The organism is Paenibacillus sp. EPM92 (assembly GCF_016586185.1).
In the GTDB taxonomy this organism is placed as follows: Bacteria; Bacillota; Bacilli; order Paenibacillales; family NBRC-103111; genus Paenibacillus_G; species Paenibacillus_G validus.
The window spans coordinates 69,885-85,043 of sequence record NZ_BCPS01000081.1; the positions used below are offsets into that span (position 1 = coordinate 69,885).

Annotated in this window: 19 protein-coding genes; 3 read left to right on the forward strand and 16 right to left on the reverse strand. The window is 52.6% G+C overall.

Annotated features, from left to right (window positions below):
- Positions 1-9 precede the first annotated feature (9 nt).
- The 5 genes from spoIIIAD to JMF85_RS20340 form a co-directional block, all read right to left on the reverse strand.
- The gene (gene spoIIIAD, locus JMF85_RS20320; protein ID WP_054799647.1) at positions 10-399 is read right to left on the reverse strand and encodes a stage III sporulation protein AD; all 390 of its coding nucleotides are present in this window, start codon (positions 397-399) and stop codon (positions 10-12) included.
- 12 nt (positions 400-411) lie between these two features.
- Positions 412-615 carry a stage III sporulation protein AC gene (gene spoIIIAC, locus JMF85_RS20325; RefSeq protein WP_127605509.1) on the reverse strand — a complete coding sequence of 68 codons (204 nt, stop codon included), beginning with the start codon at positions 613-615 and terminating at the stop codon, positions 412-414.
- A 48-nt stretch (positions 616-663) separates the two neighbouring features.
- Positions 664-1,182: a stage III sporulation protein SpoIIIAB gene (gene spoIIIAB, locus JMF85_RS20330; protein WP_201318841.1), complete on the reverse strand. Its 519-nt coding sequence runs from the start codon at positions 1,180-1,182 to the stop codon at positions 664-666.
- A 43-nt stretch (positions 1,183-1,225) separates the two neighbouring features.
- Positions 1,226-2,242: a stage III sporulation protein AA gene (spoIIIAA, locus tag JMF85_RS20335; protein ID WP_141333989.1), complete on the reverse strand. Its 1,017-nt coding sequence runs from the start codon at positions 2,240-2,242 to the stop codon at positions 1,226-1,228.
- Positions 2,243-2,307: 65 nt separating this feature from the next.
- Entirely contained in the window at positions 2,308-2,574 is a 267-nt protein-coding gene (locus tag JMF85_RS20340; protein WP_127605511.1) for a YqhV family protein, read from the reverse strand.
- Between the two features lie 143 nt (positions 2,575-2,717).
- On the opposite strand from JMF85_RS20340, the gene comA reads away from it, so the two are divergent.
- From comA to JMF85_RS20355, 3 genes are all read left to right on the forward strand, one after another.
- Positions 2,718-3,593: a phosphosulfolactate synthase gene (gene comA, locus JMF85_RS20345; protein ID WP_141333990.1), complete on the forward strand. Its 876-nt coding sequence runs from the start codon at positions 2,718-2,720 to the stop codon at positions 3,591-3,593.
- A gap of 20 nt (positions 3,594-3,613) precedes the next feature.
- A complete protein-coding gene (locus tag JMF85_RS20350) occupies positions 3,614-4,357 on the forward strand; it encodes a 2-phosphosulfolactate phosphatase (RefSeq protein WP_141333991.1) in 744 nt (247 codons plus the stop codon).
- An 85-nt stretch (positions 4,358-4,442) separates the two neighbouring features.
- Positions 4,443-4,907, forward strand: a complete 465-nt coding sequence (locus tag JMF85_RS20355; protein ID WP_054795206.1) for a DUF441 domain-containing protein — start codon at positions 4,443-4,445, stop codon at positions 4,905-4,907.
- Between the two features lie 11 nt (positions 4,908-4,918).
- Here the strand turns inward: JMF85_RS20355 and JMF85_RS20360 are convergent, their stop codons facing one another.
- From JMF85_RS20360 to JMF85_RS20410, 11 genes are all read right to left on the reverse strand, one after another.
- On the reverse strand, positions 4,919-6,175 hold the full coding sequence (locus JMF85_RS20360) for an aspartate kinase (RefSeq protein ID WP_141333992.1): 1,257 nt from the start codon (positions 6,173-6,175) through the stop codon (positions 4,919-4,921).
- Positions 6,176-6,333: 158 nt separating this feature from the next.
- Positions 6,334-6,777: a flavodoxin gene (locus JMF85_RS20365; RefSeq protein WP_054795208.1), complete on the reverse strand. Its 444-nt coding sequence runs from the start codon at positions 6,775-6,777 to the stop codon at positions 6,334-6,336.
- A 222-nt stretch (positions 6,778-6,999) separates the two neighbouring features.
- Complete coding sequence (locus tag JMF85_RS20370) at positions 7,000-7,299, reverse strand: antibiotic biosynthesis monooxygenase family protein (RefSeq protein ID WP_127605517.1); 300 nt, start codon at positions 7,297-7,299, stop codon at positions 7,000-7,002.
- Positions 7,300-7,598: 299 nt separating this feature from the next.
- The gene (locus JMF85_RS20375; protein ID WP_127605518.1) at positions 7,599-8,417 is read right to left on the reverse strand and encodes an alpha/beta fold hydrolase; all 819 of its coding nucleotides are present in this window, start codon (positions 8,415-8,417) and stop codon (positions 7,599-7,601) included.
- 36 nt (positions 8,418-8,453) lie between these two features.
- Positions 8,454-8,705, reverse strand: a complete 252-nt coding sequence (locus JMF85_RS28690; protein ID WP_397376000.1) for a hypothetical protein — start codon at positions 8,703-8,705, stop codon at positions 8,454-8,456.
- Positions 8,706-8,715: 10 nt separating this feature from the next.
- Complete coding sequence (dmpG, locus tag JMF85_RS20385; RefSeq protein WP_127605520.1) at positions 8,716-9,744, reverse strand: 4-hydroxy-2-oxovalerate aldolase; 1,029 nt, start codon at positions 9,742-9,744, stop codon at positions 8,716-8,718.
- A 24-nt stretch (positions 9,745-9,768) separates the two neighbouring features.
- Positions 9,769-10,653 (reverse strand): acetaldehyde dehydrogenase (acetylating), encoded by an 885-nt coding sequence (locus JMF85_RS20390; RefSeq protein WP_127605522.1) that lies wholly within the window; start codon positions 10,651-10,653, stop codon positions 9,769-9,771.
- 67 nt (positions 10,654-10,720) lie between these two features.
- The gene (locus JMF85_RS20395) at positions 10,721-11,365 is read right to left on the reverse strand and encodes an alpha/beta hydrolase (protein WP_127605524.1); all 645 of its coding nucleotides are present in this window, start codon (positions 11,363-11,365) and stop codon (positions 10,721-10,723) included.
- 28 nt (positions 11,366-11,393) lie between these two features.
- The gene (locus JMF85_RS20400) at positions 11,394-12,332 is read right to left on the reverse strand and encodes an FAD synthetase family protein (RefSeq protein ID WP_236595942.1); all 939 of its coding nucleotides are present in this window, start codon (positions 12,330-12,332) and stop codon (positions 11,394-11,396) included.
- Between the two features lie 20 nt (positions 12,333-12,352).
- Positions 12,353-12,838, reverse strand: a complete 486-nt coding sequence (locus JMF85_RS20405; protein ID WP_054795213.1) for a flavin reductase family protein — start codon at positions 12,836-12,838, stop codon at positions 12,353-12,355.
- Positions 12,839-12,955: 117 nt separating this feature from the next.
- Positions 12,956-14,824, reverse strand: coding sequence for a XylR N-terminal domain-containing protein (locus JMF85_RS20410; RefSeq protein ID WP_201318810.1), 1,869 nt, complete (start codon positions 14,822-14,824; stop codon positions 12,956-12,958).
- Positions 14,825-15,159 lie beyond the last annotated feature (335 nt).

Here is a 15,159-nt window from a genome sequence, read left to right on the forward strand (position 1 = left end):
AACGCTCGCTTAAGCCGGCAGCAGCTTGACGACCGTTTCGATGATGACGGATACGATCGGAATGGCCATGACCATGATCAGCACTTTACCGGCCAGCTCAATCTTGGAAGCGACCGCTTCCTGGCCGGCATCCCGCACGATTTGCGCGCCGAATTCGGCGATGTAGGCGATGCCGATAATTTTCAGAATCGTTTTCAGAAAAATCGTATTAATTTCCGCTTTATTCGCAAGCTCCTCCAGCACGCTGATCACGGTTGAAATTTTCCCGATGAGGAACAGAAAGATCGTAATGCCCGTGAACGCCGTGAGCAAAAACGCGAACATCGGCTTCTGCTCTTTGATGATCAGCACCAGCACTGTCGTGATGAGCGCAAGTCCCACCACTTGAATGATTTCCATGGCCGCACCCGCCTATTGGAACAAAAAAATCGTCTTGATTTCTTTAAACAGGTTGTCGAGCAGACTGACGACCATGAACAACACGACGACAAACCCGATGACCGTGACCCAGTGGGCCATATCCTCTTTACCCATCTGCTTCAGCACAGTATGAATCATCGCGATAATGATGCCGATGCCGGCGATCTGAAATATCGCATTAACGTCCACGTTCATGTGCGGCACCTCATTCTTGAACCTATCCCTTCACTGGCCAAATCGGAGCTAGTACATCAATATGACGACGAGCGCCCCCATCAACAAGCCGAGACTCTTCCACATCCGCTCGTATCGCTGCTGTTCGTCTTTGGCCAGCTCCTCTTCTCCGCGCAGTTGGTTGACGGCCAGACGCAAATGCTTCACTTGATCGTCCCGGTCGGTTAGGCCGAGCGTAGCGCCTAGCTGCTGCATGATCTCCTTCTCCCCCCGGCCCAGCGACAGCTCGCGCCAACCGGCGGTTAGCGTCTCCCCCCAGAGCTGCTGAACCGGTCGTCCCGCGGTGTGTCCCAGCTCCGCCGACATCCGGACGAATAACGCGCCGACGGCGGTCGCGCAAGCTTGCCCCGTGCAGCGCAGTGCCTCGGGCAGCGGGGTGAAGCCGTACAGGATCTCCGTTTCGAGCCGCTGCAGCATCCTGATCAGGTCGGCGATTTGACGGGGCCGCTTCGCCAGCTGTGAAGCTTGAAAGAACCCGAGCAGCGTGCCCGCGAGCAAGATCAACATCGCGCCGAGCAGCTTCAGCATGGCGGGCTTCCCCGCTTCCGCCTGTGCAGCGTACCGGCCCGTCTCATAGGCTGACGCCTCCACGCAGCGCAAGCCGCTCGTCCAGCCGCTTGCCCTGGGCGTCGTACACCGCCGTGCCCGGAGCTCCCGCGCCAGCGTTGGCTGCCGGTGCGCGCGACAGCACCACGAAGCGTTCGAAGACGCCGTCCGCCACCAGCTCCTTCAGAATCGGCCGCCCCTTGACATCCTGGGCGTCCCTTCCGTGTGCGGTGGCGATGACCGCGATCCCGGCGTGCAGCGCCTCGTGTACGGCCGCCGCATCTTCGGCCCGGCCGATCTCGTCGGCGATCAGCACCTCCGGCGACATCGAGCGGATCATCATCATCATCCCCTCCGCCTTCGGGCAGCCGTCCAGCACGTCGGTGCGCGGGCCGACGTCAAAGGTCGGAACGCCCCGCACGCAGGCGGCGATCTCCGACCGCTCATCGACGATGCCGACTTTGAACGCTCTGGACGGCGTCGACCCTTCGCCGCTTGCGAAGCCCTCGCTGAGCTGCCGCGCGATATCGCGCACCAGCGTTGTCTTGCCCTGCTGCGGCGGCGATACGATCAAGGTCCGCAGCACTTGTCCGGTCCGCGGTTCAAGCAGGAAGGGCAGCACCCGTTGGGCCGCGTTCTTCCATTCCCGAGCAAGACGGATGTTGAAGCCGCTGACGTCCTTGATGTATTTCACATGTCCATGCTCGACCACCGTTCTGCCGGATAAGCCGACCCGATGACCGCCTTGAATCGTTATGTAACCGCGCTTGAGCTCCTCCTCGAACGTATACATGGAGTGCTGCGTTAACAGCTCCAGCAGCAAAGCGCAATCTTGACGGGTCGGATGATAAGCTTGTTCCGTCCGGGAGCACGTCGCACCTTCCGCGGTGACGAAGGCATGGCCTGGTCCCCAGACGACCTCCAGCGGCCGATTTTCACGGATGCGAATTTCCTGAAGCGTCCGGCCAGGCGGCAGCCCCGTTGCTAGAGTTGCTAGAATGTGCCGCAGCGGAGCGGAGAAGAAAGGCAATATCGATTGCATCTTTGAGCCTCCCTGTCCATCTTTTACAATCATGTGTATGCCATATCTACTGAATTATGACAGATTTACTTTTTTAAGATTCCGATAAAAATGCAGCTCACCCCGGCAAGCACCCACAGCAGCTTTCCGGCCGAAAGTTTGTCGGCCATCCCGACCAACCCAATCGTAGTTGTCGTCAGCAGCACGAGCGGTCCGACGAGCGCCAGCCCCGAGTTGACCAGCAGCGCCTTCTCAATTTGGTTGAAGCGCAGCATAAGAAGCGCCGCCAAAATTTCGATACTGCCGGATAATACGCGGATCGTCGCCATGCTGAGCACAATTTTATTGATCATTGACACGGAATTCACCCCATCCCCTGGTTTCCTTATCACTGTATGCAAGCTCGTCTGCTTTTAGGCTATCCGGGCACAACCCCAGCAGGAAATGCATACGATGTTTCATGAATTTTATTATTTATACAGCGAGGCGATAAGTAATGGAGGTTAGAACACCGCTGCAATGGCATTTTCAGCTTTGCGACCCGACCGGTCAGCGTACGAGCAAACCGCGCATTGCGGGCAAAACGATGGTAATCGACAAAGGGCTCGGACTCCATGCGATCGAAGATCTGCTGCAGACGGCAGGCGACTACATGGATATGCTGAAAATCGGTTTCGGCACTTCTCCGCTTTATAAAACGGCATTGCTGAAGAAAAAAATCGAGATGGCCAAAGCGCACAACATTCTCGTGTACCCCGGCGGCACGTTCCTCGAAGTCGCGATCGTCCAACAAAACATCGATCATTTCTTTGATATGATTGCCTATCTGGGCTTTAACGGGATAGAAATTTCCGACGGTACGATCCATGTTCCGCGCGGGGTCAGAAGCGATTTGATTCGGCGCGGTGTAGATGCGGGGCTGACGGTTATTACGGAATACGGGAAGAAAGGCTGGGGCTCCGCTATTGAACTGGAGGAGCTGGTTGAGACCGTGACGATCGACTCCGAGCTCGGGGCGGCGCTCATTACGATCGAAGGCCGGGAATCCGGCAAAGGAATAGGGATATACAACGAAGACGGCAGCTGTAAGGATGAGGAAATCGAGCTCGTGCTCAGCGGGGTGCCCAGTCCGGAACTGTTGTTGTGGGAAGCGCCCCACAAAGACCAGCAGGTTCATTTATTGAAGCGGCTCGGCAGCGGCATTCATCTCGGAAATATCGCGCCGGCCGATCTGTTCTCGCTTGAAGCGCTGCGCCGCGGACTTCGCTCCGATACGCTGGCCGGGGAGGCTGACGTATCGGATGCTGCGCCGGTGGCGGCCGAAGCTAACGTTGAGGCTGCGCCTGTGGTGAGCTGGTATTACCAAATTTAGGCAAGGAGTGACAACAGGCCGTGCACATTCATGTCATATCCAGCGTAAACGAAGCGCGCACCGAAGAGCTGCAGCACAAAACCGTCATCGTCATCGACGTGCTGCGCGCGACCTCCACGATGCTGACCGCGCTTGCGAACGGATGCCGGACCATCGTCCCCGTTGAGACGGTCAATCAAGCCAAGAGCATGCAGGGGAAAGACGAGCTGCTCGGCGGCGAACGATTTTGCAAAAAAATACCGGGCTTCGATCTGGGGAACTCCCCGCTGGAGTATACCCCCGAGCTTGTCACCGGCAAAACGGTCATCATGACGACGACAAACGGCACACGGGCGATTCAGAAGGCGGCGAAAGCGAGTCATATTTTGATCGGCTGTATGCTGAATGCCGCCGCCTGTGCGCGCAAAGCGGCCAACCTGACGGGCGACATCGTCATCGTTTGTGCCGGCACGCAGGATGTCTTTGCGCTGGAGGACGGCTTGTGCGCGGGTCTGCTGATCGATGAGCTGCTGCGGCTCCATGCGGCAGGAGCGATCCGCGGAAACTTGACGGGGCCGAACGCACCTGCCTACGTGGACGACTTCGGTTTAGCCATGCTGCAGGCGTACCGGAACGTGCAGGACCGGCTATTAGACGCGCTACTGACGTGCGCGAACGGCAAACGGCTGACCAAGATCGGTTTCCATGACGATGTGGTCCACTGTGCCCAAACCCATGTGCTGGACCTTGCCCCCATGGTACGGCATGGCCGCCTGGAGGCTTAGTTAACGGTTCCCCGCCAAGCTTGTTCTAAAAAGGCCCTGCGCTCATACACATAAATGAAGACACTTCCGGACAAGGGGCCTGCATATGAACGGGGATATTCTCTTGGTTGCGCTTATCATTATCGGACTGCTGGGCCGGTCCCACATTATTACGACGGCCGCTTGCGTGCTGTTGATTGTGAAGCTGATCAGTCTGGAGCGATACCTCCCGACGATTGAACGGAGAGGGCTGGAGCTGGGGCTGTTGTTTTTGACCATGGGGGTTCTTGTGCCGTTCGCAAGCGAGAAAATATCCATCAAGGACGTCACCTCGATGTTTACGACTTGGCCCGGCATACTCGCCCTGCTGGGGGGAGCCGTTGCGACTTATATGAACAGCAAAGGATTGGAGTTATTAAAAATAGACCCGCAAATGATTGTGGGTCTTGTAATCGGTTCGATTATCGGTATCGTGTTCTTAAAAGGAATCCCGGTCGGCCCGTTAATGGCCGCCGGGATTACCGCCTTTTTGCTCAAGGCGTTCACGTTCTTATTCGATAAGTTCCGTTAGTGCAGCCGGTGTTAACGGCGTTCCGAAGGACCGCCGACGAATACGGTCGTATCGGTGTCAAGGCCGTAAGCCGTGTGCAGGGCTTGGACAACCTCGTTCAGGCGGCCGTTCTCAATGACGCAGGACGTCTTAATTTCGGACGTGCTGACCATCAGGATGCTGATGCCGAGATCGGAGATCGTCTCGAACATTTTGGCGGCGACGCCCGGCGTACTGACCATGCCTGCGCCCACGATCGAAACCTTCACCAGGTTGTTCTCGGACGTCACTTCGCGGAAGCCGACGGTGCTGCGAATGCCTTCGATCGTTTGCAGCGCTTTCTCCAGATCGGAGAGCGATACGGTGAAGGAAAAGTCAGCCGCTCCTTGAGCAACGCCGCTTTGTACGATGATATCCACATCGATTTGCGCTTGCGCCAGCGCCGTGAACACCTTCGCCAGCTGCCCCGGTTTCTCTTCCACGCCCAAAATGCTGATGCGTGCGACATTCTTGTCGTAAGCGATGCCGCGTACTACGATTCCTTGTTCCATTGTCGCTTCCTCCTTGACGTTCGTGCCTTCATTATGGTTGAAGCTGGATCTTACGACCAGCTGCACATTGTAATTTTTCGCGTATTCCACCGCGCGCGGATGCAAGACCGCCGCTCCGAGGTTCGCAAGCTCGAGCATTTCGTCATACGAAATTTCGTTCAGCTTGCGCGCGCATTTAACAATCCGCGGGTCGGTCGAGTAAACGCCGTCCACGTCTGTGAAAATTTCGCACACATCCGCTTGAATCCCTGCTGCGAGCGCCACTGCCGTCGTGTCGGAGCCTCCGCGGCCAAGCGTCGTAATTTCGCCTTCCTCGGTCATGCCCTGGAACCCTGCGACAATGACGATATTGCCGGCATCCAGCGCCTTACGGACACGTTCCGGCTTCATATCGGTGATTCTTGCCTTGCCGTGTACGTCTTCGGTAATCATCCCGGCCTGCCATCCGGTAAAGGATACGGCCGATTCGCCCAAACTATGTATCGCCATCGACAAAAGCGCGATCGATACTTGCTCGCCCGTGGACAGGAGCATATCCATCTCCCGCGCCGGCGGTGCGCCCGTATAAATTTGCTTTGTCAGGTCGATCAAATCGTCCGTCGTATCGCCCATAGCGGATACGACGACGACGCATTGGTGTCCTTCGCGGTGCCGTTCCACAATACGACCGGCAACCCGTTTCATCCGTTCGGCGTCCCCAACCGAGCTTCCGCCGAATTTCATTACTATCAGAGCCAAGCTGCTCACTCCCTACACAAACTTTTGCATAACTAAAATAGAATTATATCATAAGGGCGCCGCTCTGCGAAATACATAGTTGTCGAAAATTTTGCACCAGCGCCGGATAACAAAAATAGAGCGATCCGATGAGTATCGAATCGCTCTTCCATCCATCGTTACGCCAACGCTTCCGCCAGCTTCCGGCCAAAAGCACGGCACACTTCCTTCTCGTCGCCGGACGGGTTTAGCTCGACCTTCAAGCCTTCCTGAACGACATCGGCTCCTTGTTCCTTCAGCTTCGCGATCAACGTATCGACGGCAGCCCCGTACTGAGAGTACGAAGAGTCCGCCGAGCCGAACACGGCTGCTTTCCGGCCTGCTAGTTGAATGTCATCCATTTCCTCGTAGAAATCAAGAAACTCGTCCGGGAGATCGCCGTCTCCCCACGTATATGCACCCAGCAAGACGCCGTCGTACTTCTCCAGCTCCGAGGCGTTCGCGTCCACGACTGATTTCAAGACGGGCTCGATTCCCGCAGCCCTTACGCCATCGGCGACAAGCTCGGCCATTTCTTCCGTGTTCCCGGTCATGCTGGCAAAAACAATGATTACTGAACTCAAGATGGTTCCCTCCAATAGCGGGAATGATCGCTTCCCATATTTCTTGTTGTCTAACATTTGCAGATTGCGAAGGTTTCCGGAAACTAACAGCGCTACATTGATAATAAGTGATAATGATTATCATTGTCAATTATTTTTTCATATTTTTTGACATGCAAAAAAGGCAGCCGTTTTCCCTGTTAGAGAGAACGGATGCCTTGTAACCGTTATTGGATTTCCTTGTCAGAGGTCAAGCTTGATATCGATGTAATGTTCAACCGTCGGATAGGGATCGTAATAAGGATGCAGCAAGCTTTTCCATTGTTCATATTCAGGGGATTGACGGAAGCTGACCGTATGATCCTTCAGCGTTTGCCAGCGTACCAGCAAGACGTACTTGTTGTCGGTCTCCAGGCATTTATGCAGCTCATGGTGAATATAGCCTCTCATGCCGGTTATGATTTTCGACGCTTGACGAAAGCTTGATTCGAACTCGCTTGCCAAGCCGGGCTTCACCTGCAACGTCGCCACTTCCATTATCATACGCACCCCACCCGATTCCCAAGTATTGTTTCCGCGCCGCTTACCCGCGATTCGGAAGTTGACCGCCGTCTTTCTCTCAATTGCCTCGGAATCCCGTTCATACCGTCCTCCTTCTGGATGATCGATCTACTTGAATATTATACCATTTCGCCCACTGCTTGGCATACATGTGATGCTATTGTGTCGATCTTCGGAAAGTTAAACTCAAAAAAACTGACGCCTGATAACATCCAGACGCCAGCTTTCGGCTAAGTCGTTTTTCCATGTTCGCTTACAGGGGTTAGAACCGCGGTTCTGCTTTACGTGTCCAAAAAATAATCAATCAATTTGCAAAAGGATTCCGTTTTTTCAATTTGCGTCCAATGGCCGCAATTCGAGAACGTATGGAGCTCCGCATTCGGCAGCAGTTGAGACAGCCGCCAGCTCGTCTCCTCAATCGGAATGATCTGATCCTCGCGGCCGTGAAACAGCAGAACCGGGACCTCGATGCTCCTTAGCTGCTCCTCGCTTAAAGCCAGAGCGTTGACATGACGCTGCCTCGGGGCAGGGAACATGGAGGCGAAAGCAGCCTGGTTTTCTTCATTTAACGTGGACTTGTACCGCATCTGAACCAAATCGTCATTTTCGGCAAAACGTTTGTCGTAAGAAAACAAATGAATGAGCTTTTTCATCGTTTCAAGGCTCGGGGTGTATCCCCAAACCTGGTCCAGACCTTCCGTCAATTGAAATTGAATGCCTGCGCTTCCCATTAACACCAGTTTTTTAACCAGATCCGGCCGGCGGTAGGCGAGATGCAAGGCGATGCCTCCGCCCAACGAATTGCCGACAATCGATAGGGGACCGAGCTTCTTCGTTTCGATAAAGGCGATCATCTGCTCGACCCAAACGTCCACGCCGTATTGAATCGATTTCGGCTTATCCGACGATCCGAAGCCGATCAGATCGGGCGCGTATAACCGGTGCTTCTTGGACAGGATGGGATAGACGGGGCGCCAATTGGCCCAAGCCGATACTCCCGGTCCGGAACCATGGATCAAGAGCAGCGGCTCCCCTTCTCCACCCTCGTGGAAATAAACTTGATGACCTCCGATTTTTTCGAAATACCCTTGTTCTGACATCTGATTTCCTCCTCTATTTTCATATCCTTACCTGCATTATTGCACGCGGAATTGGATCGTCCCGAGCCGGTCCCAGATCGCCGTCACCGTATCGCTGTACGCAATTCGATGAGTGCCGGTCATTCCGCCCGTAATTCCGGGGCCTTGAAGATCCTGGGCGAGAATAAACGCAATTTCCGCTTCCACTTTCGGATGAATCAACTCATCGATGCGCAGCACGTCCCCGTCTACGACCATATAGTCGAATATGTATCCGTAGATCGGCTCTTGATAGGCGCTTGAGTTCATGGCTCTCCCCCTAAACCGAGGATAGTGGATAGTTCGACTTTGCAAGTTCGGCGGCAACGTTCATAATCATATCCTCCTGACCGCCGACCGCTTTCCTTCTTCCCAATTCGATCAGAATGTCCCTGGCATCAAGCCCGAATTTCAAGGCGGCTCGCTGCGCGTGGAGGAGGAAGCTCGAATATACGCCTGCATAACCGAGCACCAGGCTTCCCTTCGTAATTTCCTGCGGTTTTTGTAAAATCGGAGCGACAATCTCTTCGGCTACATCCATGAGCTTATACACATCCACACCGGTCTCAATGCCCAGCTTCTCCAGCACCGCGACCAATACCTCCGTTTGCGTATTGCCGGCCCCCGCGCCGAGACAGCGTACGCTTCCGTCGATCCAGGTCGCGCCTTCCTGAATGGCTGCAAGCGTGTTGGCCATGGCCAGCGATAAATTGTTGTGGCCGTGAAACCCGATATGAGCGGAAAGCGATTGCTTGAGCGCGCGAATTCTTTCCTCCACCTGAAACGGCAGCAGCGCGCCCGCGGAATCGACCACATACACGGTATCCGCTCCGTAACTTTCCATCAATTTCGCTTGCTCCACTAACGTTTCGACCGGCGCCATATGCGACATCATCAAAAAACCGACGGTAACAAGACCCAGCTCCTTGGATCTGGCGATGTGCTGTGCGGAAATATCCGCTTCCGTCACGTGCGTAGCAATGCGAGCCATGCCGACGCCCAACTTCGCGGCTTCATTTAATTGTTGAATCGTTCCGACGCCCGGGAGCAGAAGCACCCCGATTTGGGATGTGGCGCACACGGATACGGCGGCTTCGATTAACTCCATTTCATTCGTCCGCGACAATCCATACTGCAGAGATGAGCCTGCAAGTCCATCCCCGTGTGAAACTTCAATATATGGAACATTCGCATCATCCAACGCCTTGGCCACGCTTATGACTTGTTCCAGCGTATACTGATGATTGATGGCGTGGCTTCCGTCACGAAGCGCGACCTCCGTTATCGTTAACTTTTGAGCGGGTTTCAATGTCGTTCTCCCCTTTCTTGTCCGTTACACGGCGGATCGGGAAGATCGGCTCTTCGCAAATTCTTCCGCAACCTTCACGGCCGCAGCCGTCATAATGTCGAGATTTCCGGAGTACTTGGGCAAATAATCGCCCGCCCCTTCGACCTCAATGAATACGGTAACTTTGTTGTCGTCAAAGATCGGCTCGGTGCGAAGCCGGTATCCGGGCACATAGGACTGAATGGAGGCCACCGTTTCCTGAATGGAGGCCGTTATTGCGGCTTCGTCCACTTGACCTTCCACCAGCGCATATACGGTGTCCCTCATCATGATCGGCGGTTCAGCAGGGTTTAAAATAATGATGGCTTTGCCTTTCTTCGCTCCGCCGATTTGTACGATCCCGTGAGAGGTCGTCTCCGTAAATTCGTCGATATTCGCCCTTGTGCCCGGTCCCGCGCTTTTGGATGCGATAGTAGCCACAATTTCCCCATAGCTCACCGGCGCAACTTTATGGATGGCATGGATGATCGGAATGGTCGCTTGTCCCCCGCACGTGATCAAATTAATATTGTCTGCATCCAGATGCTCTCCCAAATTGACGGACGGGACCACATAAGGTCCCACGGCGGCCGGCGTTAAATCGATGGCCATCTTGCCTTTTTCTTTGAGCATTTTCGCGTGACGAATATGCGCTTTGGCCGAGGTGGCATCAAACACAATATCCGCCAGGTCGGGAGCCTCATCCAAAAATGACTTCAAACCTCCGTCGAACGTGGCGTAACCTAAATTTCTCGCCCTCGTTAGTCCGTCTGACAAAGGGTCGATCCCGATCATCGCGGTTAGCTCCAAGAACGGTGACCTCGCAAGCTTAATCAACAAATCCGTACCGATATTTCCAGAGCCTAATATGGCCGCTTTCACTTTCCGCATGTCCTGTGCCCCCGATCCCGCATTAGTTTGTAAACGCACGCGCCCGCCTCGCCGAGAATGCTCCATTTCAACGGGTAACCTCCATCCGTATCCACGCGACCGCGTCTTCCCGGTTCGCGTCTGAAATTTCGTGCGCGGCGGCGTACGTTTGGTACCGAATAGAACCGACTCTCTCTTTGAGATATTGATAGCTTTCCTCCCCGATATGAGGGGGGAAGATAGGATCGTCCTGGCCGTCCGACAGGAATACGGACAGATGATCCGTCGATTGAATCGGGTACTCTTCTTTCACGAAGGATGGGATGTAGCCGTTCATGGCAAGGACGCCCTTTATTTTTTTTCCAAGCCGCAATGCCAAGGTCAGGCTCAAGATCGCGCCTTGACTAAAGCCGAGCAAATACATGCGTTCCCGGTCGATCGGGTACCGGTTCGCCGCATAGTCGATGAAACGATCCAGCATGCCCACGCTTTCGTCAAACTGCTCGCGTTCGGGGTTTCCGTAGCCTTTCAGATAATAATAGGCATACCCGTTCTCATAGGGGCGCTGTCCCCTGACACCGATTACAATGAGCTCTTCATTCAACTCCTCGATGACGGATATCATGTCTTTCTCCGTATAACCGATGCCGTGCAGGGCAAAGACTACTGGATAGGTGATTCCCGGTTTCATGGATGCCGGGGTATGAATCGTATATGCGAACGGACTGGTCATATCCTTCCTCCCTAAAGTTTGTTGCAAGTTACCGAACCCGGTCACCCGGAAAATCGGCATCCGCGTTGTAATCGCTTGCAAAACCATCGCCGGAATAACCGCCGGGCCGACCCTTCTCCAGCTTCTTCATCCGAAGCGTCCGGCGAAAAATGAACTCGGAAACGGGCTTCACCCATTTCAACGAAACGGGACTGTGACAAACGATATCCTGCACAGGCTTCAGCTTTAATTCAATAACGTCCGACCCTTCTTTCCTGCGGGCAATGCCGTGACTGACTGCACCCCCGATTTCGGCGAGCACTTCATACAAGCCGCTAGCGGGGAGTGTAAAATAGGGCATCGTGACCACTTGAACGATAACCTGTCCCCGTTGTCCTACCGTCCGTACTTCGCTAATCCGACCTGCCGTCTCATAATATTTACCCAAGCAAGCTGTGACAAGCTGGACGTTTCCTTGAAGAAGCGACTCCCGAATAAGCGTCGAACTGATTTTTTGACCGAACAATTCCGCTTTCGGTATTTCCGTCACTTCGAAGCAGCCTTTACCATCTTGAGCGATGGTCTGCATGTTTCCGCTGCCCCGGTAGCCGTAAGTAAAATCGAAACCTGCAACGACGTGCTCGGCTCCCGCCGCTACAACATAGTTCCGGATAAATTCGGCTTGGCTCATCTTCGCCAAAGCGAGATCGAATTTGACAAGGTAGAGCGTATCGACGCCCATCGAACCAAAAATGCTCTCTTTTACATTTGCCGGCGTTAAATAGGAAACCGTCTTGCCTTCCAAAACCTCTTTCGGATGAGGGAAGAAAGACATGACCGAAAGCTTCAGTCTCTTCTCTGTGGCAATTTGCTTCGCCGTTTGAATTACGCGCTGATGACCGATATGCACACCGTCAAAAAAGCCTAACGCCATGACCGACGGCTCTTTGCCTTGGCGGGAAGGCGGTTGACAGGAAGTGAGCTCCACCGTTTTCAATGGAAATTTCCTCAGGACGAAAGCCTTTGTTCGTTGATGGATGCAAGCTCCCGGTACTTGCCCTGAAAGTAAATAAGCGGTTCTCCCTCATTCAACTGAATATCGGAGACTTCCCCTACAAACAACGTATGATCGCCGACGACATGCTCCGAAACGACACGGCAGGTCAAATGCCCCAAAGCGCCTTTAATGACCGGCATTCGGTCAAACCATTCAAAATCCAACGTACGTCCGTCTTTGATTTGTCCCGCAAACAACATGGAGGTTTCCTGCTGGTCCGCTGCCAGGAAGCTTACGGCATACCGGCCGGATTCCTTGATTTTGTCCAGCATTTTGGCTTTCTCCCCAATCGAGATCAGAACGAGTCTGGGGTTTAGAGAAACGGACAAGAATGCATTCGCTGTCATACCGTGCACTTCTTCCCCCGCGCCCGTCGTGATGACCGTAACTCCTGTTACGAATTTACCCATGGCATTACGAAATGTGCGATCGTCCATGCGTGTTCAACTCCCTTGTCAGTATTGTAATCATCATAGGACAATGCGGGTTCTTATCCTACAACGGTACCGTCGCAACTTGAGATGATTTAATGAACAATCTTCGTACGAATCGTGTTATAGTTCGGATCCCTCTTCCACTTCAACGTCGATGTCCAGCTCGCCCAGAGCAATCAACGAGTGAAGCGCCAAATAGATCTGATACGTCACGTTCGGCCGATTAATGTCCGATTGCAAAATTTCATTGACGCGCTGTAACCGGTAGCGCAAGCCGCTGATGGAGAAATTCATCACCCTGGCCGTTTTATGGACATTGCATCCGTTGTTCAAATAGTGAAATAACGTTTTCGTTAATTCCATGTCTTTATTTTTATCTTCCCGGATTAAATTTCCTAGTTTCTTATAAACGAATTTTTCGATCGTATCCGCATTTTTCGCCTGGAACAGCACGCCCTCGATTCCAAGCGAGTCGAAGTGCACGATGTTGGAATTGCGTTTCATGATCTTTAAAGAGGCTACGCTTTCTTCGTGAAGCTGCGTGATATCCTCCATGAGCTGGGCCGTGGAGCTTACTCCTAATTTAAAATCATCGTTTGGATATTTGCGTGACAAGAAATCGGCTATTTTCCGGCATACTTCTTTTTTGAAAACACTGATCTTCGATAAATCGCCTCCGGATAGAAGCATGATAATGATTCCCGATTTTTGTCCGGTGAGCGCATTAATCTGGCGATCCTTGCAGAAGATGGACAGCGAATTAACCACATCGTCAATGACGCTAAGATCTTTGTTCAGCGTCTTCTTGATCGTTTCGGAATGGATGGCTACCATAAAGTGAGGGGGTTTTAAGTCAAATCCGAGATAGTGGGCCCGTCTCATCAATTCTTCCGTACAAATTTGTCTGGCAAGCACATCCTCCAAAAAACTGCCTCTCATCCTCTGCTCGGCGGAAAACCTCGTGTGTTCGTTTAGCATATAGGTGGAACAAGCTAATGCGGCACGTTCCAATATCATCGAATCGACTTCCTGCGGTTGTTCCACATTATATAGAAAGGAGCAATAGCCGGCAATTTTACGCTGGAAAAAGATTGGAGTTACTAAATTATGGCCTGCGGGCGCTTTCATAAGCTCGGTTTTTGTAACGACTTTCAAGTCATGAATTTGACGCTGCTTCGCTTCCTCCTCGGATATCCCCGAGACGGCGAGTATTTTTTGCTGCGTATCTTCAATCATGACCGGAAGACCCGCGGTTTGAGACAACACGCCCGCGATTGAGGATAAGTCGTTCTCACGCAGCACCTCGTTCATTAACCGGGTATGAACCTGATACGATTTATTTAAGTTGTCTCTCTCGATCTTCAGCTTCTCGAACGTTTGATTCAGTTCGTTGATCAGGCTGTTCGGTTCATAATATTTTAAAATATCGTCGACTTCGCCGTTCCACTTCTTGACGGTCTTGCATACCGAGTAACAACACTCGTCGCCCATCGCATGACAGCCTTGTTCAATGACGATTACTTTCTCCCCGATAATGGTGGAGAGGTATCCGCTGGCATAGCCGACTAACGTATGACAAACGGCATGATCGCTTTTACCGAAAAGCTTCAGGTGTTCTTTGGCTTCGTAAGAGTTTCTCCAGATCGCTTCCATATGGATCGTTTTCTCATCAAAGTCGAAATCGTTTTGCAATATAATGACTTCTTCCAAATGACCGTGTAAAATATGCATCTTGGGTCCGGCGTACAGAGCCTCTTCATTGTTGTCCCAATCCAATTTTTTCATTTTTAAAGCGTCGCTGACCCCGCAATGCCAGCCGTGACGAAGCAGGAATCCTTTCGTTTGTTCAGGACCCAATGTTTCAATCAGTTCTTTGCGCAAGGTGCCTAACGCCGAGGTAGGAATCGTAATCATTTTTTCAAACTGGGAATCTTCCGTCCCGAAAGCAGTTTTGTAAAATTGAGATAGCTTTAAATCCGCAGCTTTCATAACTCCGCTCCCTAAGTAAGATTATTAAATCCAGATCATCCAACGTAGCATCAGAAGAGACTGTACACTTATGGCTTGGGAGAGAACTTGCCGCTGCACATCATAACGGTCGGACATGACAAACACGATATGATGTAAGCGCATTCAATAGTGATGTTATAAAATTCCGCTTAATCCTATTATACCTAATTTTTGAAACTAACAATACAAATATTTGAACCGTTATAGGAACAAAAACCGTATTTTTTTCGTACGAATCGTACGAAAAAAGCAGGCAAGCCAAAAAGCATTACCTATTTCAGCCTGGCAGCGCTGAGATCTGTAATGCTCTTTAG

Bases quoted from the DNA above. Each gene is read 5' to 3' on its own strand.
- spoIIIAD (WP_054799647.1), bottom strand. From the start codon at position 399: ATGGAAATCATTCAAGTGGTGGGACTTGCGCTCATCACGACAGTGCTG.
- spoIIIAC (WP_127605509.1), bottom strand. From the start codon at position 615: ATGAACGTGGACGTTAATGCGATATTTCAGATCGCCGGCATCGGCATC.
- spoIIIAB (WP_201318841.1), bottom strand. From the start codon at position 1,182: ATGCTGAAGCTGCTCGGCGCGATGTTGATCTTGCTCGCGGGCACGCTG.
- spoIIIAA (WP_141333989.1), bottom strand. From the start codon at position 2,242: ATGCAATCGATATTGCCTTTCTTCTCCGCTCCGCTGCGGCACATTCTA.
- JMF85_RS20340 (WP_127605511.1), bottom strand. From the start codon at position 2,574: ATGATCAATAAAATTGTGCTCAGCATGGCGACGATCCGCGTATTATCC.
- comA (WP_141333990.1), top strand. From the start codon at position 2,718: ATGGAGGTTAGAACACCGCTGCAATGGCATTTTCAGCTTTGCGACCCG.
- JMF85_RS20355 (WP_054795206.1), top strand. From the start codon at position 4,443: ATGAACGGGGATATTCTCTTGGTTGCGCTTATCATTATCGGACTGCTG.
- JMF85_RS20370 (WP_127605517.1), bottom strand. From the start codon at position 7,299: ATGATAATGGAAGTGGCGACGTTGCAGGTGAAGCCCGGCTTGGCAAGC.
- JMF85_RS20375 (WP_127605518.1), bottom strand. From the start codon at position 8,417: ATGTCAGAACAAGGGTATTTCGAAAAAATCGGAGGTCATCAAGTTTAT.
- JMF85_RS28690 (WP_397376000.1), bottom strand. From the start codon at position 8,705: ATGAACTCAAGCGCCTATCAAGAGCCGATCTACGGATACATATTCGAC.
- JMF85_RS20390 (WP_127605522.1), bottom strand. From the start codon at position 10,653: ATGCGGAAAGTGAAAGCGGCCATATTAGGCTCTGGAAATATCGGTACG.
- JMF85_RS20395 (WP_127605524.1), bottom strand. From the start codon at position 11,365: ATGACCAGTCCGTTCGCATATACGATTCATACCCCGGCATCCATGAAA.
- JMF85_RS20405 (WP_054795213.1), bottom strand. From the start codon at position 12,838: ATGGACGATCGCACATTTCGTAATGCCATGGGTAAATTCGTAACAGGA.
- JMF85_RS20410 (WP_201318810.1), bottom strand. From the start codon at position 14,824: ATGAAAGCTGCGGATTTAAAGCTATCTCAATTTTACAAAACTGCTTTC.